The sequence below is a fragment of the Phyllobacterium sp. LjRoot231 genome, from assembly GCF_964253365.1.
Lineage (GTDB): Bacteria > Pseudomonadota > Alphaproteobacteria > Rhizobiales > Rhizobiaceae > Phyllobacterium.
Genome location: NZ_CAXUQT020000001.1, coordinates 3,039,502 through 3,058,495 on the forward strand (window position 1 = coordinate 3,039,502; position 18,994 = coordinate 3,058,495).

At 59.2% G+C, this 18,994-nt stretch carries 16 protein-coding genes; 10 read left to right on the top strand and 6 right to left on the bottom strand.

Translation table 11 applies throughout. From position 1 onward, the window contains the following. Positions 1-16 precede the first annotated feature (16 nt). The 9 genes from ACSQ3H_RS14995 to ACSQ3H_RS15035 all read left to right on the top strand — a co-directional run bounded on the left by ACSQ3H_RS14995 (position 17) and on the right by ACSQ3H_RS15035 (position 10,749). The gene (locus tag ACSQ3H_RS14995; protein ID WP_436117778.1) at positions 17-835 is read left to right on the top strand and encodes an ABC transporter ATP-binding protein; all 819 of its coding nucleotides are present in this window, start codon (positions 17-19) and stop codon (positions 833-835) included. Positions 836-894: 59 nt separating this feature from the next. Continuing rightward, a complete protein-coding gene (locus ACSQ3H_RS15000) occupies positions 895-1,677 on the top strand; it encodes a transporter substrate-binding domain-containing protein (protein WP_436117779.1) in 783 nt (260 codons plus the stop codon). Between the two features lie 101 nt (positions 1,678-1,778). Next, positions 1,779-2,513, top strand: coding sequence for an ABC transporter permease (locus ACSQ3H_RS15005; RefSeq protein ID WP_436119461.1), 735 nt, complete (start codon positions 1,779-1,781; stop codon positions 2,511-2,513). Further along, positions 2,513-3,364 (top strand): ABC transporter permease, encoded by an 852-nt coding sequence (locus ACSQ3H_RS15010; protein ID WP_436117780.1) that lies wholly within the window; start codon positions 2,513-2,515, stop codon positions 3,362-3,364. The genes ACSQ3H_RS15005 and ACSQ3H_RS15010 overlap by 1 nt, the downstream gene beginning before the upstream one ends. A 190-nt stretch (positions 3,365-3,554) precedes the next feature. Beyond that, positions 3,555-5,558, top strand: coding sequence for a CocE/NonD family hydrolase (locus ACSQ3H_RS15015; protein WP_436117781.1), 2,004 nt, complete (start codon positions 3,555-3,557; stop codon positions 5,556-5,558). A gap of 136 nt (positions 5,559-5,694) precedes the next feature. Then, positions 5,695-7,284 carry an ABC transporter substrate-binding protein gene (locus tag ACSQ3H_RS15020; protein ID WP_436117782.1) on the top strand — a complete coding sequence of 530 codons (1,590 nt, stop codon included), beginning with the start codon at positions 5,695-5,697 and terminating at the stop codon, positions 7,282-7,284. 13 nt (positions 7,285-7,297) lie between these two features. Then, positions 7,298-8,257: an ABC transporter permease gene (locus tag ACSQ3H_RS15025; RefSeq protein ID WP_436117783.1), complete on the top strand. Its 960-nt coding sequence runs from the start codon at positions 7,298-7,300 to the stop codon at positions 8,255-8,257. Between the two features lie 9 nt (positions 8,258-8,266). Next, complete coding sequence (locus tag ACSQ3H_RS15030; RefSeq protein WP_436117784.1) at positions 8,267-9,091, top strand: ABC transporter permease; 825 nt, start codon at positions 8,267-8,269, stop codon at positions 9,089-9,091. Beyond that, positions 9,091-10,749, top strand: a complete 1,659-nt coding sequence (locus ACSQ3H_RS15035; protein WP_436117785.1) for an ABC transporter ATP-binding protein — start codon at positions 9,091-9,093, stop codon at positions 10,747-10,749. Before ACSQ3H_RS15030 ends, ACSQ3H_RS15035 begins: the two co-directional genes overlap by 1 nt. A 215-nt stretch (positions 10,750-10,964) precedes the next feature. On the opposite strand, the gene ACSQ3H_RS15040 is transcribed toward ACSQ3H_RS15035, so the two are convergent. From ACSQ3H_RS15040 to ACSQ3H_RS15065, 6 genes are read right to left on the bottom strand one after another with little or no spacing between them, the layout of a single operon-like run. Then, positions 10,965-11,915, bottom strand: coding sequence for an alpha/beta hydrolase (locus tag ACSQ3H_RS15040; RefSeq protein ID WP_436117786.1), 951 nt, complete (start codon positions 11,913-11,915; stop codon positions 10,965-10,967). Further along, complete coding sequence (locus ACSQ3H_RS15045) at positions 11,912-12,694, bottom strand: carnitinyl-CoA dehydratase (protein WP_436117787.1); 783 nt, start codon at positions 12,692-12,694, stop codon at positions 11,912-11,914. Before ACSQ3H_RS15045 ends, ACSQ3H_RS15040 begins: the two co-directional genes overlap by 4 nt. Then, entirely contained in the window at positions 12,694-14,766 is a 2,073-nt protein-coding gene (locus tag ACSQ3H_RS15050; RefSeq protein ID WP_436117788.1) for an acetate--CoA ligase family protein, read from the bottom strand. Before ACSQ3H_RS15050 ends, ACSQ3H_RS15045 begins: the two co-directional genes overlap by 1 nt. A gap of 11 nt (positions 14,767-14,777) precedes the next feature. Continuing rightward, complete coding sequence (locus ACSQ3H_RS15055; protein WP_436117789.1) at positions 14,778-15,941, bottom strand: acyl-CoA dehydrogenase family protein; 1,164 nt, start codon at positions 15,939-15,941, stop codon at positions 14,778-14,780. A gap of 4 nt (positions 15,942-15,945) precedes the next feature. Further along, complete coding sequence (locus ACSQ3H_RS15060; protein ID WP_436117790.1) at positions 15,946-17,010, bottom strand: carnitine 3-dehydrogenase; 1,065 nt, start codon at positions 17,008-17,010, stop codon at positions 15,946-15,948. A 4-nt stretch (positions 17,011-17,014) separates the two neighbouring features. Continuing rightward, the gene (locus tag ACSQ3H_RS15065) at positions 17,015-17,920 is read right to left on the bottom strand and encodes a 3-keto-5-aminohexanoate cleavage protein (protein WP_436117791.1); all 906 of its coding nucleotides are present in this window, start codon (positions 17,918-17,920) and stop codon (positions 17,015-17,017) included. 80 nt (positions 17,921-18,000) lie between these two features. Between ACSQ3H_RS15065 and ACSQ3H_RS15070 the strand changes: the two genes are divergently transcribed. Further along, positions 18,001-18,981 carry a GlxA family transcriptional regulator gene (locus ACSQ3H_RS15070; protein ID WP_436117792.1) on the top strand — a complete coding sequence of 327 codons (981 nt, stop codon included), beginning with the start codon at positions 18,001-18,003 and terminating at the stop codon, positions 18,979-18,981. Positions 18,982-18,994: the final 13 nt, after the last annotated feature.

Sequence of the window (18,994 nt, forward strand, 5' to 3'; positions counted from 1 at the left end):
GGGCAGGAATCCCGGAATGACGGCGAGTGTTGCCGTTGCGGCGGATCCTTTCCAACCGGGCGCGGCCGAACAGGCTGAAGCTATCCACATCGAAAACCTGCACAAGCGGTTCGGCGCGCTTGAGGTGCTCAAGGGCGTTTCCATGACCGCCAAGGACGGCGACGTCGTTGCGATGATCGGCGGCAGCGGCTCCGGCAAATCGACATTCCTGCGCTGCATCAATTTCCTTGAAAATCCCACCAGCGGCGTCATTCGCATCAATGGCGAAGACGTCAAAATGGTCAGCGACGGCCATGGCGGGCAGGTTCCAGCCAATCGCCGCCAGATCGAGCGGATTCGCAGCCGGCTCGGCATGGTTTTCCAGAATTTCAACCTGTGGCAGCACATGACGCTGATCCAGAACGTCATCGAAGTGCCGGTGCACGTGCTCGGTATGAAGCGCGATGAAGCGATGGCAATCGGTGAACAGCTTCTCGAGCGCGTCGGTCTTTCAGCCAAGCGCGATGTCTATCCGGCCTATATGTCAGGCGGGCAGCAGCAGCGCGGCGCTATCGCCCGGGCGCTGGCGATCCAGCCGCGCGTCATGCTGTTCGATGAGCCGACCTCGGCGCTCGACCCGGAGCTTGTCGGCGAGGTCCTCAAGGTTATCGCCGATCTCGCGAAAGAGGGACGCACCATGCTTCTGGTGACGCACGAGATGAAGTTCGCCCGCGAAGTGGCGAGCCATGTGATGTACCTGCACAATGGCATCGTGGAAGAAGAGGGACCGCCGGAAGAATTGTTCGGATCGCCAAAATCTGAACGTTTGAAGCAGTTTATACGCACTGTTTCATAAATGTCATGAAGAAATACGGGGAATAACCCTGGGGAACAGCTGAAACAATGGAGATGAATATGAAGTCTTTTCTGAAAACAACGGTAGCGGCCGTTGTCCTGGTGGTTGCAGGCCTCGGCGCAGCCAATGCCGAGCAGGTCAAGGTTGGCATCGCCGCCGAACCCTATCCGCCGTTTGCTTCGCCCGATGCATCGGGCAAATGGCAGGGCTGGGAAGTGGAAATTGCCATGGCGATGTGCGAGGCGGCCAAGCTTGATTGCGTCATCACGCCTGTTTCCTGGGACGGCATCATTCCGGCTTTGACGACGAAGAAGATCGATATAATCGCCGCGTCCATGTCGATCACCGCCGAGCGCGAGAAGACGATCGATTTCTCCGACAAATATTATAATACCCCGACAATGATCCTCGGCTCCAAGGAAGAGAAGATGGATGCGACGCCGGAGGGCCTGAAGGGCAAGATTCTTGGTGTGCAGGTTTCAACCGTGCACCAGGCCTATGCGAAGAAGCATTTCGCCGACACAGCGGCCGAAATCAAGGAATATCAGACACAGGACGAGGCCAACCAGGATCTGGCTGCCGGCCGTATCGACGCGACCCAGGCAGATGGCTTGGCGCTCGAAACCTTTGCTGCGACCGCTGAAGGCAAGGTTTGCTGCGAGATCAAGGGCAAGGTCGCCGATGATCTGGAGATCCTTGGACCTGGCGTCGGCGTCGGCGTGCGCAAGGGCGATACGGAGATGAAGGAAAAGTTCAACGCGGCGATTAAAGCGATCCGCGCGAGCGGAAAATACGACGAGATATCGAAGAAGTATTTCACCTTCGATGTCTATGGCGGCTGATTGAGTTTGGGCCGGCGTTGGGTTTCCAACTCCGGCCTTTTTATCATTTGAAACCCTGCATTTGACGCTGAATCGAGGACGGCTTGGCCGACGCATCGATTATTCCTGCCGCGGTTGCCGGCATGTTCGATCTTCTTTCTCCTGTAGCGCCAGGATGGGGCGCCAATCTTCTGCGCGGGCTGGTACGATCCCTGCAGATTGCCTTCGGCTCATTCGGCATGGGCCTGATAATCGGAACGCTCGGTGCCTACGGCAAGCTTTATGGCGGCCCGATCGTGCGTGACCTGGCGGCCATCTACACAACGCTGGTGCGGGCAATTCCCGAGCTGGTGATGATCCTGCTGCTCTATTATGCGGGTACGGACCTGATCAATCGTATCCTCGAGGGAATGGGATATCAGCGCGTCGATATCAGCGGGCTGGTCGCCGGTATCGTCGTGCTCGGTTTTGTCCAGGGCGCCTATGCGACGGAAGTGCTGCGCGGCGCAATCAAATCCATCCCGCAGGGCGAGATCGAGGCGGCAAGGGCCTATGGCATGCCGCCAACGCTGATGATGCGCCGGATTACGCTTCCGGCCATGTTGCCGCATGCCTTGCCGGGACTTGCGAATCTCTGGCTCATATCGACCAAGGACACAGCGTTGCTTGCAGTCGTCGGTTTCAGCGAGTTGACGCTGGAAACGCGACAGGCTGCCGGGACAACGAAGGCCTATATGACATTCTACCTCGCCGCCGGTGGTCTATATCTTCTGATCACACTCTTTTCCAACGTGATGCTCGAGTGGGTTGAGAGACGGGCCCGGCGCGGTATGCCTTCGGTCAAGGAGGCGCGGTAATGTCTAATGCACTTGGCGAAACGGAAATCGAAGTTCCGATAGAAACGTTTCCGATTCACAAGGAGAAGGATGCCAGCAGTCAGGCGAACAGGTTGCCGCCGCATCGCATTGTCCTCATCCTCATCGGGCTGGCATTTGTCGCCTCCGCCGCGTTTTTCATGCGCTGGGACTGGCTGCCGGAATATGGCAGTCTGATTTTGCAAGGTCTGTGGCGGACTATCTGGATCCTGTGCGCAACGGTTTTCCTCGGGTTTCTGCTCGCGGTGCCTCTCGGTCTGGCACAGGCCTCCGGCCCCGCCATCCTGGCCATTCCGGCGCGGACGTTCTGTACGGTCATTCGCGGCACGCCGCTGCTCGTCCAGCTCTGGCTGCTCTATTACGGCCTCGGCTCGCTGTTTCCGCAATATCCGTGGATCAGAGGTTCGGAGCTCTGGCCTTACCTGCGGCAGGCGTGGCCCTATGCCGTGCTGGCCTTGACGCTGTCCTATGCCGGCTACGAGGGCGAGGTGATGCGGGGTGCATTTGCCGGCGTGCCGAAAGGGCAACTGGAATCGGCACGTGCCTTCGGCATGCCGCGCTTTACCATCTTCCGGCGAATCTGGCTGCCGCAAGCCGTTCATCGGGCACTGCCGACGCTGGCTGGCGAAGCGGTATTGCAGCTGAAATCCACACCCTTGGTAGCAACGATTACTGTTGTCGATCTCTATTCGGTGGCGTCGCGCGTGCGGCAGGACACATTCCTTACCTACGAACCTCTGTTGCTGCTGGCGGCGGGCTATGTGGTCATCACCGGCATCATCGTTTTCCTGTTCCGGCGCGTGGAGAGATTGATACCATCGAAGCTTGGTTGAGCGATTTCTCGTCGTGGCGCAAATGACGAGACTAATGTCGCAAGTGTTAGAGCCGTGTCGCTGAGCAGATGCGCATAGTGTGGGCAAAGGAACACCTCGCAAAGACGAGAAAATGGGACACATGTCATCAGCGGTACAAAGCCGGTGAGCATTATCCGTTTTCGACTCTTGGGCGGGGCGAAGGGCGATAATGCGGACAGTCGAGACTTTTCAGCATAGTATCCACGAGCACGCCGATATGGGCATTATCCTGCCCGACGGTTGCCGGCTTTCAGCGCGGGTCTGGATGCCGGAAGATGCAAAAAACAATCCTGTTCCTGCAATCCTCGAATTCCTGCCCTATCGCAAGCGCGATGGCACCACCGCCCGGGACAATCTCACCCACCCTTACTTTGCCGGTCATGGCTATGCCTGCCTGCGCGTCGACATGCGCGGCAATGGCGATTCCGAAGGGCTGATGGAGGATGAGTATTCCGAGCAGGAACTGGCCGATGCCTGCGAGGTGATCAAATGGATCGCCGCACAGCCCTGGTCAACCGGCAAGGTGGGCATGATGGGCATTTCCTGGGGTGGCTTCAACTCGCTGCAGGTGGCGGCGCTGCAACCGGAAGCGCTCAAGGCGATCATCACGCTGTGCTCGACCGATGACCGCTATGCCGACGATATCCATTACAAGGGCGGTCTGCTGCTCAACGAGAATCTCGGTTGGGGTGCGACCATGCTGGCCTATTCGTCACGCGCGCCAGATCCGGCGCTTGTCGGCGAGAAATGGCGCGAAATGTGGCTGGACCGGCTCGGCAATGAACCTTTCCTGCCGGCCGTCTGGCTGAACCATCAGACACGCGACGCCTATTGGCAGCGCGGTTCAGTCTGCGAGGACTTTTCTGCAATCAAGGCGGCGACTCTCGCAGTTGGCGGTTGGGGCGATGCCTACAAGAACGCCGTGCCGCGGCTGATGGCGGGCATCACCGCGCCGGTCAAAGGCATTATCGGCCCATGGGTGCATAAATATCCGCACTTCGCCGTGCCCGAGCCGCGCATCGGCTTCCTGCAGGAGGCACTGCGCTGGTGGGATCGCTGGCTCAAGGATATCGATACCGGCGTCGAGAACGATCCGGCCTATCGCGGTTACCTGATGGACTCGGTGCGTCCCAAAAGCTGGTACACGGAGCGTCCGGGTCACTGGATCGCGGAACAGGAGTGGCCGTCCGCCACGATTGCCGCCGAAGTGCTGCACCTGCAAGCGGACAAGTCGCTCGCATCCGAAGCATCCGGCAATTTCTCCCATCTGGTGGCGTCGCCGCAGGATTGCGGCATGATGGGCGGCGAATATTGCGCTATCTGGCTTGGACCGGAAATGCCCGGCGACCAGCGCCGCGACGATGCGCTTTCGATCTGCTACGACACTGTTCTGGACGAGCCGATAGACATTGTCGGCGCGCCGGAGATCAAACTGACGCTGTCGAGCGACAAGCCGGTGGCGATGGTCGCTGTACGGCTTTGCGATGTGCATCCGGATGGCGCGTCGACGCGCATCACTTATGGCGTTTTCAATCTCTGCCATCGCAATGGTCATGACAGACCGGAGCCGCTTGTGCCGGGTGAGGCCATCGAGATCAGCTTCAAGCTCGACGATATCGCGTATCGCATTCCGGCCGGGCACACATTGCGGGTGGCCGTCTCGTCGTCCTATTGGCCGATGGTCTGGCCCTCGCCGGAAAACGTCAGCCTGACGATAGAGGCGGGGCAGATCAGCGTTCCGTCGCGGGAACTGGCGACCGGGGATGAATGGGTTTTTCCGGAGCCGGAAGCCGCATCGCCGTGGCAGCTCGAAACCTTGCGCAAGGGCGGCAATAGCCGGTCCATCGAGCATGATCAGGTCACAGGCAAGATCAGTCTCGTGATCGAGGACGATTTCGGCGAGGCGCGCGACAAGGATCACGGCCTCATCCATGGCGGGGTTGCGCGCGAGCGCTGGGAGATCAACGCCGACGATCCGCTTTCCGCCTATGGCGAGACCCATTGGACCGAGGTTTCCGGACGCGACAACTGGCGAATCCGCACCGAAACCTTCACGACGATGCGGTCTGACAAGCACAATTTCTATCTGACCGGGCGCATCGAAACCTACGAGAACGACAATGCGGTGTTCGAGCGGGATTTTACCGAAACGATTGCGCGCAATTGCATCTGACTATTGAGCGCTGCATCTGCAGTGCTGTCTTAAATGCCAAACTTAAAGGGTTGAAATTTACGGATATCAAGTCGCATAATTCACAAAAACCAGAATTGGGACGCCGGGCGTCGCCAGCACAAGAAGGGGAATAGATATGTCAAACGAACTCGATTATCTCAGCCGCAGGGTAGCACTTGGCAAGCTTTCACGCCGTGACTTCCTCGGCCGTGCCGCGGCTCTTGGCGTTACCACGGTTTTCGCCAACTCCTTGCTTTCGAGCGCTGCGCTGGCGGAAGGCCCGGTCAAGGGCGGCACGCTGAAAGCAGGTATGCAGGGCGGTGCCTCCACCGACAGCCTTGATCCGGCGACATGGCAGAGCCAGGTTCCCTACAAGTTTGGCCGCCAATGGGGTGAACAGCTTGTCGAGATCCAGCCGGACGGCAAGCTCAATCCGAAGCTCGCGACGGAATGGGGCGCTTCGGACGACGCCAAGGTCTGGACTTTCAAGATCCGCAAGGGCGTGCAGTTCCATGACGGCAAGGAAATGACCCCGGACGATGTCGTCGCCACGATGGAACGTCACTCGGACGCCAATTCCAAATCCGGTGCGCTCGGCATCATGGGCGGCATCGAGAACGTGAAGAAAGACGGCGATACCGTTGTTTTCACGTTGAAAGAAGCCAATGCCGATCTGCCGTTCCTGATGGATGACTACCATCTGATGATCCAGCCGAATGGCGGCAAGGACAAACCGACTGCCGGTATCGGTACAGGACCATACAAGGTCGTCACCGATGAGCCTGGCGTACGGCATATCGGCACGAAGTTCGCCAATTACTGGGATGGCGACAAGCGCGGCCACGCCGAGCAGATCGAAATCATCGTCATCAACGATGCGACGGCTCGCACGGCAGCGCTGCAGTCCGGTCAGGTCCACATGATCAACCGCGTCGAGCCGAAGATCGTCGATCTCGTCAAGCGCGTTCCGGGCGTCACCATTCAGAACGTTGCGGGCAAGGGGCACTATGTTTTCATCGCCCATTGCAACACCGCGCCATTCGACAACAATGATCTGCGGCTGGCGCTGAAATACGCCATGAACCGCGAAGACATGGTGAAGACGATCCTGCGCGGCTATGGTTCGGTCGGCAACGATACACCGATCAACAAGGCGTATCCGCTGTTTTCGGACGACATCGAACAACGCAAATACGATCCGGACAAGGCAGCATTCCACTACAAGAAGTCCGGCCATGACGGCTCGATCCTGTTGCGCACATCCGACGTCGCATTCCCCGGTGCCATCGATGCGGCGCAGCTTTACCAGCAGAGCGCTGCAAAGGCTGGCATCACCATCGAAGTCAAGCGCGAGCCCGGTGACGGCTACTGGTCACAGGTCTGGAACAAGCAGCCCTTCTCGACATCCTATTGGGGTGGACGGCCGACACAGGACCAGATGTTCTCGACGGCCTATTATTCCAAGGCTGACTGGAACGACACGCGCTTCTTCAATGAAAAGTTCGACAAAATGCTGCTTCAGGCCCGCGGTGAACTGGACGAAGCCAAGCGCAAGCAGATGTATCGCGACATGAATGTCATCGTTCGCGATGAAGGCGGCGTCATCGTGCCGATGTTCAACGACTTCATCGACGCGACAAGCAAGAAAGTCGGCGGCTGGGTGCCGGACGGCAATCAGGAGATGAGCGGCGGTTACGCATTGTCGCGCTGCTGGCTGATCGCTTAAGGGACCGCGGCGGATGAGTACGCCTGTCCTGAAACTGGTCGCCCAACGCATTGCGATGGGCGTACTCCTTCTCCTTGCTGTCTCCGTGCTGATCTTTGCCGGCACGCAGATCCTGCCGGGAGACGTCGCACAATCCATCCTCGGGCAATCTGCCACGCCGCAGGCACTTGAAAATCTGCGGCGTGACATGGGCCTGAACGACCCGGCCTATATCCGCTATCTCCGCTGGCTCGGCGGCATACTGACCGGCAATCTTGGCACGGCTCTTTCCAGCGGGCAGGATATCGCCACATCGTTGAAAGACCGGCTGTGGAACACGCTGTTTCTGGCCTCAGCGGCTGCGGTGGTTTCCATTCCGCTGGCAATCGGGCTCGGACTGCTGGCGGTGCGCTACCGCAACGGGTTCGTGGACAAGCTGATTTCCGGTCTTGGCCTGGCTTCAACATCCTTGCCGGAGTTCTTCACCGGCTACCTGTTGATCTATTTCGTTGCCGTGCAACTGCAGTGGTTTCCAAGCGTCTCGACAGTCTACGATGGCATGCCGTTCGGCGAACGCCTGAGTGCCATCGCCCTGCCGGTTACCGTTCTGACGCTGGTCGTTCTGGCACATATGATGCGCATGACGCGCGCCGCGATCCTCAACGTCATGCAATCGGCCTATATCGAAACGGCGGAGCTGAAGGGGCTCACGCCCTTGCAGATCATCACCCGCCACGCATTTCCCAATGCGATCGCGCCAATCGTCAACGTCGTCATGCTCAATCTCGCCTTTTTGATTGTCGGCGTTGTCGTGGTCGAGGTGATTTTTGTTTATCCCGGCATGGGCCAGTATCTGGTCGATCATGTCGCCAAGCGCGACGTTCCGGTCGTGCAGGCATGCGGGCTGGTTTTCGCGGCTGTCTACATCAGCCTCAATATTGTTGCTGATATCGTGGCGATTGTTTCCAATCCCCGCCTCAGACATCCCAAGTGAGGCCGCCCAATGCTGAAGCTTAAAACCATCCCGATCAGCGCATGGATCGGCCTCATCATCACAGCGCTGTTTCTCTTTGCGGCGATCTTTGCACCATGGGTGGCCCCATATTCGGTTGGCGAGACGGTGGGCGACGTGTGGGAGCCGAGTTCCGCAAAATACTGGCTCGGTACCGATAATCTCGGGCGCGATCTTCTGTCCCGTATGATCTATGGCGCGCGGATTACCATCTTCATTGCGGCGATGGCGACCGCGTTGTCGTTCATACTGGGTTCGGTACTGGGTTTTGCGGCAGCGGTCATCGGCGGCTGGTTCGACCAGCTCATGTCACGCTTTGTCGATCTGATCATGGCGATTCCGACGCTGATCTTCGCTTTGGTGGTGCTTTCGGTGCTGCCCGCCAATGTCGTTACGCTCATTCTTGTGATGGGTTTCCTCGATGCGACGCGCGTCTACCGGCTGGCGCGAGCCGTGGCTGTGGATATCAATGTGATGGATTTCGTCGAAGCGGCAAAACTGCGCGGCGAGGGGCGTATCTGGATCATCTTTCGCGAAATCCTGCCCAATGCGCTGACGCCATTGATTGCCGAGCTCGGGCTGCGGTTCATTTTCGCGGTACTGTTTCTTTCGGCGCTGTCGTTCCTTGGTCTTGGTGTGCAACCGCCAGACGCTGACTGGGGCGGCATGGTCAAGGAAAACAAGGAAGGTATCGTCTTTGGCATTCCAGCCGCGCTTATCCCGGCGGCGGCGATCGCCATCCTTGCCATTTCCGTTAATCTGGTCGCAGACTGGATCCTCAATCGTACCACCAGCTTGAAGGGAGGGCGCGGCTAATGGCCAAACGTCCCGTAGACAGAAGTGGAACCCTGCTCGACATTCGCAATCTGCGCATCGAGGCGACAAGTTATCCTCCGGGCGAGCCGCCGCGGAATGTCGTCATTGTCGATAATGTTTCGGTGAAGGTCGAACGCGGCAAGGTTTTGGGACTCATCGGCGAATCCGGTGCAGGCAAGTCGACCATCGGCCTTTCCAGCATGTGCTATGGGCGTGGCGGCGTGCGTATCACCGGCGGCGAGGTTGTTCTCAACGGACGCGATATACTGAAGGGTGGACCGAAGCTCCTGCGGCAGGTGCGGGGGCGTGAAGTCTGCTACGTCGCGCAATCGGCGGCCGCAGCCTTCAATCCCGCACGCAAGCTGATGGATCAGGTGATCGAGGCGGCGCAGCTGCACAAGATATGCAGCAAGGCAGAGGCCGAGAAACGCGCAATCGGCCTCTTCAAAAAGCTTGGCCTGCCCAATCCGGAAACCTTCGGCCAGCGCTTCCCGCACCAGGTTTCGGGCGGACAGCTGCAGCGCGCCATGACAGCCATGGCGCTTTGCTCGGAACCGGATCTGATCGTGTTCGACGAGCCGACGACTGCGCTGGATGTGACTACCCAGATCGATGTGCTTGCTTCTATCAAGGATGCGATCCGAGATACGAATGTCGCCGCGCTCTACATCACCCATGATCTTGCAGTGGTGGCGCAGGTGGCGGATGACATAATCGTTTTGCGGCATGGCAAGCAGGTCGAGTACGGCGATACGCACCAGATCATCAAGAAACCGCGCCAGCAATACACCAACCAGCTGGTCTCGGTGCACCATATCCCGCATGAGGAAAAGAATCCGACCGACGCGCCGATCCTGATCGTGAACAACGTCACGGCGGCCTATGGCGGCGGCCTCGTCAAAGTGCTGAAGAATGTGTCGGTGGATATCCACCTTGGCCAGACGCTCGCGGTAGTCGGCGAATCCGGGTCAGGTAAATCCACGCTGGCCCGAGCAATTACCGGGCTGTTGCCACCGATGGAGGGGAGCATCATCTTCGACGGGCGGACGCTGTCGCCGCGCCTCACCAACCGAACGCGCAACGATCTGCGCGAATTGCAGATGATTTACCAGATGGCCGATACGGCGATGAACCCGCGCCAGACGATCGGCACGATCATCGGCCGGCCGCTTGAGTTCTATTTCGGCATGAAGGGCAAGGAGCGTGACAAGCGCGTCACGGAGCTGCTCGAAAAGATCGAGATGGGCAAGGGTTTTGCCGACCGCTATCCGGCGGAACTATCAGGTGGCCAGAAGCAGCGCGTCTGCATTGCGCGGGCGCTGGCGGCAAAGCCGAAGCTCATCATCTGCGACGAGGTCACCAGCGCGCTCGATCCGCTGGTTGCTGACGGAATTCTGAAACTGCTGCTCGATCTGCAGAAGGACGAGAACGTCGCCTATCTCTTCATCACCCATGATCTCGCGACGGTGAAATCGATCGCCGATTCCATCGCCGTCATGTATCGGGGTGAGGTGGTGCGCTACGGTCCGAAATCCGATGTGCTGAAGCCGCCATTCGACGATTATACGGACCTGCTGCTATCGTCGGTTCCGGAGATGGAACTGGGCTGGCTGGAAGGTGCTATGAAGAACAGGCGCATGGCAAGCGCCGGTAACTGATGCCGGTTATCTCTCCCCTTGAGGGAGAGAAAGCGATTTCAGCATCTTAGCCCTTGCCAAGTGCTAGAAATCGCAAGAGAGGGGATAGTGCATTTTGATCTCAAATCCCCTCTCTAGGATTTTCTAAGAGTTTAGCAAGGGCTAAACTCAAGAAAACCCTTTCTCCCCCACAAGGGGGGAGATAAGCGCGGCACACGTGCTCCTTAATCCTGAAACTAAAGCTGGCCTGGCCAACGGCCCTGGCCGAGCAGGTGCACGGCTGTCGTGATGCGCCGGAAGCTTGAGCGGGCACGGTCCACGCTGTGGCGCGCCCTCAGATACGCGTGCACAAGGCCGGGCTCGTTGTTCCAGATGGCCTTGCCGCCCGCAGCTATGATCTTGTCGCGGTAGTGCCGGCCATCATCCGACAACGGATCGCATTCGGCTGAAATGACGACCGTGGCGGGCAGGCCGGTGAAATCCGTATCATTCAGAGGCGCAAAACGCGGGTCGGTCGACCAGTTGAACCCGCCGCCTCTGAGATTGGCATAATAGAGCGTATCGCGCGTCGTCAGCATGGGCGCTTCGGCATGGGTGAGATAAGACCCTTGATCGGTCGCTCCGCCGAGCCCGGGATAAATGAGAACCTGTCCAATCGGGGCGCGATCATGACGGCGCACATGATGCGAAACGGCAGCGGCAAGATTGCCGCCGGCGCTGTCGCCGCACAGGACAATGGGCAGGTCCGAGGTCGAGGCGACATGTTCGAAGGCGGCAAGACAATCCTTGAACGCGGCCGGATGCAGATGCTCGGGAGCAAGGCGGTAGTCCACCGAGACGATGCGGAAACCGGTGGCTTCGCAAAGCTCCGCGCAGACATCGTCATGGCTTTCGAGCCCGCCGACGACGAAGCCGCCGCCATGGAAATAGAGGCAGACAGCTTGCGGATCGCTGCCGTATTTCTCGTATATTTGAATGGGTATGTTGCGATCACCGGTATCGATGAAGCGATAGGCAGACGACACCGATTCCGGATAGCCGGTGAAAAAGGCGCGGCACATGATGTTGTAGACATCACGCTGCTGCTCCACTGAAAGATCGACGGCATCGGGCGGATAGAAACTGTTCGTCCGCTCGATGAATGCCCAGGTCTGTTCGTCGATCAGTTTGGAATAGTCGGTCGTCATTTCCCCTTCCAGACGGGCTCACGCTTTTCGGCGAAGGCCTTGAAACCTTCCTGGCCGTCTTCGGATGCGTAGAGTGTATCGACTGTACGGAATTTGCGCTTGGTAATCCAGTTCATGGCTTCCTGGAAACCCATGCTTTCTGCTTCGCGCGCCACTTCCTTGATGGCAGCGAAGACCAGTGGCGGACCGCTTTCCAGCATGCGCGCGATCTCCCAGACGCGTTCCATCAGCTTGTCCTTTGGCAGGACTTCATTGACCAAGCCCCATCGATGCGCCTCGGCAACGTCCATCCAGCGCCCGGTCAAAAGCAGGTCCATGGCGACATGATAGGGAATACGCTTGGGCAGCTTGACTGTGGCTGCATCGGCGAGAGTGCCTGCACGGATCTCCGGCAGCGCGAAACTCGAATGGTCGGACGCGTAGATGAGATCGCAGGAGAGGGCGAGTTCGAAACCGCCACCGACGGCCATGCCATTGACCGCGGCAATCACCGGCTTGTTGAGATCGCGCAGTTCCTGCAAGCCGCCGAAGCCGCCGACGCCATAATCGCCATCGACCGCATCGCCGCTCGCTGCTGCCTTCAGGTCCCAGCCGGCGCAGAAGAACTTGTCGCCTTCGGTCTGCACGATGGCGACGCGCAATTCCGGATCGTCGCGGAACTTCTGGAATGTCTCGCCCATCAAGCGACTGGTCATCAGGTCAATGGCGTTGGCTTTCGGCCGGTCCAGTGTGACTTCGAGAATGCCACCTTCGCGGCGCGTCCTGATAACTTCAGTCATTACAATTCTCCCTTTGTCACCAGCAGCGCATCGGCTATCCACACGCCTTGTCCAACGCCGCAGACCAGCAGCGGGTTGATATCGAGTTCGGCAATCCGCCCGGCATTGTTCACCGCGAATGCGACGATGCCCATGATGGCATCGACAGCAGCTTCCAAATCGGCTTTCGGCTTGCCGCGATAGCCATCCAGCTGCGGGAACATACGGAGCGAGCGCAAGGCTGTTTCGATGTCCTCGCGACTCGAAGGCAGAAGCATGGTGACGCTGTCCTGCAGCAATTCCACCAAAACACCGCCTGTACCGAGCGTCATGACTGGACCGAACTGCGGATCGTCGATGATACCGACGATAAGCTCGGCAACCGCTCCCGTCACCATCCGCTCTATATACAAGCCGGAACCGAGACCGGCGAGATCATCGGCTGCGGATTTGACCGCATCGGCATCCTTCAGATTGAGACGCACGGCGTTGTGTTCGGATTTGTGGGCGATGCCCAGCGCCTTGAGCGCGACCGGATAGCCGAGCGCATCTGCAATAGCGACGGCCTCATTGGAGGATGTGCAGCGGCGTCCGTCCGGTACAGGCAGACCGGCACGGTTGAGAATGGCCTTGGCTTCGGCTTCGTCAGGAATGCTTGTTTCGCCTGCGATCTCATCGGGCACCGCCAATGAAGCAGCGAGCGGCATCTTCCATGCCTTGCCGATGAAGGCTGCGGCTTCCGCGGCGTCGAAGGCTTCGGTGATGCCGCAGAGCGGCGCGATGCCTTTTGCCATCAGTCCGGCCATGTATTCTTCCGGGATGTTCTCCGGTATCGACGCGACAATGGCGCCCTTGGCCTTGTTGGTTTTCAGCGCGTTTTCAAAGCCTCGCACAGTCGACCACCAATCCACGTCCGAACAGCGGTCCTTGCGCGGAAAATCGAGAACGAGACAGCTCAGAGAAAAGCCGCCGGATACCATGGCGGTGAAGGTCTCTGTGAGTGCAGGCTCGTTGTTCCAGATGAATGTGTGGTAATCGAGCGGATTGGCGACGGCGACGAACGCCCCAAGCGTGGATTTGACCCGGGCGCGATGCTCGGATGTCAATTCGGGAAACCGGACGGCACGGCCCTCGGCGCTGTCAGCCATCACCGAGGCTTCACCACCGGAACAACTCATGGAACATAGCGTGTTTCCGTCGAGCGGGCCGTGCACGTGCAGAAGCTTCAACGTTTCAAGAAACGAAGCAATCGAATTGACGCGGGCAATGCCGAGCCGCTTGAGGAAGGCGTCGGAGGCAGCATCGGATCCCGCCAGCGAGGCGGTATGTGAAACAGTTGCTGCACGCGCCTGTGCCGAGCGGCCAACTTTCATCGCCACGATCGGCTTGCCGAGTTCGCGAGCGCGCTTTGCCAGGAGCTCGAATTTCGGCGCCGACTGGAAGGCTTCGATATGGAGGCCAAGCGCAGTGACGCGTTCATCTTCAAGCAGCGCAATCGCCATGTCCGGCAAGCCGGTCTGCGCCTGATTGCCCGCCGTCATTACGTGGGCGATCGGCAGGCCGCGGGTCTGCATCGTCATGTTGATGGCGATGTTGGACGACTGCGTGATGATGGCGACGCCGCGCTCGTCCGGGCCAAGCCGCCGCCCGCCATGCTGATCGGGCCAGAGCAAAGCGCCATCGCAGTAGTTGATCAGGCCGTAGCAATTCGGCCCGATGATCGGCATATCGCCTGCCGCTTCAACGAGTTCCTGCTGCAGTCTTGCGCCATCGGCATCGTCGGCCCCTGCTTCGAGAAAGCCGGAGGCATAGCAAACAGCAACACCGGCCCCGGCTTCGCGCAGGTCGCGGACGATATCAAGTGTAAGGAAGCGATTGACGCCGACAAAGGCCGCATCCGGACTGCCGGGGAGGTCGGCGACGGAGCGGTAGACCTTCAGTCCGCATATTTCGTCATGTTTGGGATGCACCGGCCAGATTTCGCCGGCAAAGCCCATTTTCTGCGATTGCCTGATGACCTCGGCGGCCTGGAGACCGCCGAAGACGGCAATGGTTTTCGGTCGTAGCAGACGATCGAGCTTATGCGATGCCATCAAATGCTCCGTCACGCGCCATGCGGGCGGAGCAGGGCACGCGAGATGATGTGCCGCTGAATTTCGGATGTGCCTTCCCAGATGCGTTCGACACGCGCATCGCGCCAGATGCGCTCAAGTGGCAGATCGTCCATCAGGCCCATGCCGCCGTGGATCTGAATGGCTTCGTCGGCAACGAAGGCCAGCATTTCGGTGGCCTTGAGCTTGGCCATCGCCATGTCCTGATCGGTGACGGTGCCTTGATCGAACTTCCAACCGGCTTCGAAGGTCAGCAGGTCCGCGGCTTTCAACTCTGTCGCCATGTCGGCGAGTTTGAAGGAGACGCCCTGGAACTTGCCGATCTGCTGGCCGAACTGCTGGCGCTGCGCTGCATATTCGATGGCGTGGCCGAGTGCACGTTCGGCGCGGCCGAGACAGGTCGCTGCCACCTGCAGGCGGGTCGCGCCGAGCCAGGTATTGGCCACTTCGAAGCCTTTGTGAACTTCGCCAAGGATCGCATCCTGCGGCAGGCGGCAATCGTCGAACTCGATGATCGCATTGGTATAGCCGCGATGCGAGACGTTGCGATAACCTTCGCGGATGGTCATGCCGGGATGACCCTTGTCGACGAAGAAGGCGGTGATCTTCTTTTTCTTGCCGCGCGGCGTGTCTTCTTCACCGGATGCCACGAAAAGGATGACGAAATCCGCTTCGAGCGCATGGCTGATGAAATGTTTTGTGCCGTTGACGACCCAGTCGCCGCCGCTTTCGACCGCCGTCGCCTTCATGCCGCGCAGGTCGGACCCGGCGCCCGGTTCCGTCATGGCAAGGCAATCGGACTTTTCGCCGCGAATGCAGGGAAAGAGATACTTTTCCTTCTGCGCGTCGGTGCCGGCGAGCAGAATGTTGGAAGGGCGTCCGACACAGGTCCAGTGCAGCGCATAATTGGCGCGGCCGAGTTCCTTCTCGTAGAGCAGCCATGTGACTGTATCGAGACCGGCACCGCCAACCTCTTCCGGCATGTTCGCAGCGTAGAGACCGGCTTCGATTGCCTTCTGCTTCAGTTCATCCGCAAGTTCCTTGCGCAGGACGCCGGTGCGCTCGACTTCCGCCTCATGCGGATAAAGTTCGTTTTCGACAAAGGCGCGCGTCGTCTCGACGATCAGCCTTTGCTCCTCCGAAAGACCGAAATCCATAGCGTTACCCTTTCTTTTTCTTGGGCTTGCTGGCTTTTGCCTTTTCAGCAGCTTTGGACGTGGCGGGCTTCTGCGCCAGCTTCGACAGTCGCTTGGTGTAGTCGTTGTAGAGCGCGCCGGCGCCCCAACCCTTGCCCTTGTTCTGCCTGGAGAGGGCTTCCATGATGGCCACAAGATTATCATCGCGGATGCGCTCGAGTTCGCGGATCGACAGGCCATGTGCCTGCTCGTCGGACTGGTTGGCGATCTTGTCGACCAGTTCCTCGTCGAGCTCCGGCACGTCCATCAGTTTGGTCCACGGCCAAGACAGGCACGGACCGAACTGCGCGATGAAGTGGCGCATTCCTGCTTCGCCGCCGGCGACGCGGTAGACCTGGAACATGCCCATCTGCGCCCAGCGAATGCCGAACGAATAACGGATGATATCGTCAAGTTCCTCAACGGTTGTGATGTCGTCCTTGATCAGCCAGAGGGATTCGCGCCAGACGGCTTCGAGCAGCCGGTCTCCGACGAAAGCCTCGATTTCCTTGCGGATGACAACCGGCTTCATGCCGATCGAGGCATAGAGTTCGCGGGCTTTTTCGACGGCTTCCGGCGATGTCAGCTTGCCGCCGACGATCTCGACCAGCGGCAGGAGATAGACTGGGTTGTATGGATGCCCAACGACCAGCCGCTCCGGGTGCTTCATCGCGGTCTGCATATCGGAAGGCAGGATACCCGAGGTGGACGAGCCGACAATGGCATCCACGGCTGCGTGCTTGTCGATTTCCGCCAGCACCTTGTGCTTCAGGTCGAGCCGTTCCGGCACGCTTTCCTGGATAAAATCGGCGCCGGCGACGGCTGCTTCAATGGTCTTGGCGAATGTCAGCTTGCCTTCCTTCGGCAAGCCACCCGGCACCATGGCCTTATAGGCGCGGCGTGAATTTTTCATCACCTCGCTGACCTTGCGTTCGGCTTCCGGGTCCGGATCGAAGATCGAGACGTCGATACCGTTAAGAAGAAGACGGGCTACCCAGCCTGCACCGATAACACCGCCACCAATTGCTGCGGCCTTGCGAATACCTGCCATGATTTTACCAGCCCTTTGTCAGTTTCATGCGCTCGCGGACCTCTTGGGGTCCGAGAATGCGAGCGCCCATTCCTTCGGCGACCTTTACAGCGCGTTCGACCAATGGGCCGTTGGTGGCGAGAACGCCCTTGTCGAGCCAGATATTGTCTTCAAGGCCAACGCGGATATTGCCGCCCGCCAACATCGCCATTGCCGCATAGGGCATCTGGTTGCGGCCAATCGAGAAGGCCGAGAATGTCCAGTTCGACGGCAGATTGTTTGTCAGCGCCAACAACGTGTTGATATCGTCGGGTGCACCCCAGGGTATGCCCATGCAGAGCTGCACCATGACCGGATCTTCAAGCAGCTTCTGGTCGTAGAGCCACTTGGCTAGAAGCAGGTGTCCGGTATCGAAGATTTCAACTTCCGGACGCACGCCCAGCGCCTTGATTTGCGCCGCCATGGCTTTGAGCATGGCGGGTGTGTTGGTCATGACATAATCGCCTTCGCCGAAATTCATCGTGCCGCAATCGAGCGTGCAGATTTCTGGGCGGAGCTTTGCCACATGTTCCAGGCGCTCGGTCGCGCCGGCCATGTCGGTGCCGTTGGGCGAGGGCGGCATTGGTTGCTCGACGCTGCCGAGCGTAAGATCGCCGCCCATACCCGCGGTGAGGTTGAGGACCATATCAACGCCTGACGCCTTGATGTGCTCGACCACTTCCGCGTAGAGCGCGACATCGCGCGAGCCCTTGCCGGTTTTCGGGTCGCGGACGTGAATATGCGCAATGGCGGCACCGGCATTGGCGGCGGCGATGCACTCATCGGCGATCTGGCGCGGAGTGACCGGAACCTTGTCTGAACGGCCTGTCGTATCGCCCGCACCGGTGACGGCACAGGTGATGAATACTTCGCGATTGGGGGTAAGTCCCATTGGTATGCTCCCATCTTTGTAATTGCTGTGATCATGCCCCAATTGCCAAGCGATGCTTTGCAATATACGAATTGCAATTGATGAATAGCGAAACTTCGCCACTCTTTTTACCGAACACCAAGACGCTGGACGTGACCGTTCTGGTCTTCAGCGGAGCGTCGCTCATGTGCGTCGCCTCGACAATCGATCCGATGCGCGCCGCCAACCGCGTATCCGGCGCAAACCTGTTCACATGGCGGATTGTCTCGCTGGATGGCCAGCCGACAATGACCACATGCGGCCTTCCCATTGCCGTTTCCGGCTCGTTCGACACGTCAAAAAAAGGCGATATGTTATTGGTAATCGGTGGGTTTGGTACAGCGGACATTGCCCGCACAACGTTTACCGCGAACCTGCGCCGCGCCGTGCATAATTATCAGATGATCGGCGGCATCGAGGCCGGTTCATGGCTGCTCGGGCGGGCGGGCCTGCTGTCAGGACGCAAGGCCACGACGCATTGGGAAGACATGGAGGAGTTCACCGCCGAATTTCCCGATGCGGACATTCGGCCGGATCGCTACGTCATCGATGGACCGGTCTTCACCAGCGGCGGCGCTTCGCCCACCTTCGACCTGATGCTGCATCTGATCCGCTCGCGCTACGGCATGTCCGTCGCGCTCGATGTGGCGAGCGTTTTCATCTATGACGAGGCACATGCCTCGAACGATGCGCAGCCGCTGGTTTCGCTTGGGCGGCTCGACGATGTGCACCCGAAGCTCGCGGGCGCCATTCGGCTGATGGAGGGCCATATCGAACAGCCATTGACAGTTGGAGCTATTGCCAAGCGCTGCGGGCTGAGTGGGCGCAGCCTCGAGAAGATTTTCGCGAAAGCAGTGGGCGAGGGACCGGGGCGGTATTATCTGCGGCTGCGGCTGAAAGTGGCGCGGCGGCTGATTACCGATACGAAGTCGCCGCTGGCGGATATCGCAGCGCGGACGGGATTTTCATCGGCAGCGGCCTTCACGCGCACGTTCAGGAACTTCGAGGGCAAGCCGCCAAGTGCTTTCCGGCCTGTTCATTGAGCGTCGCTTTTGA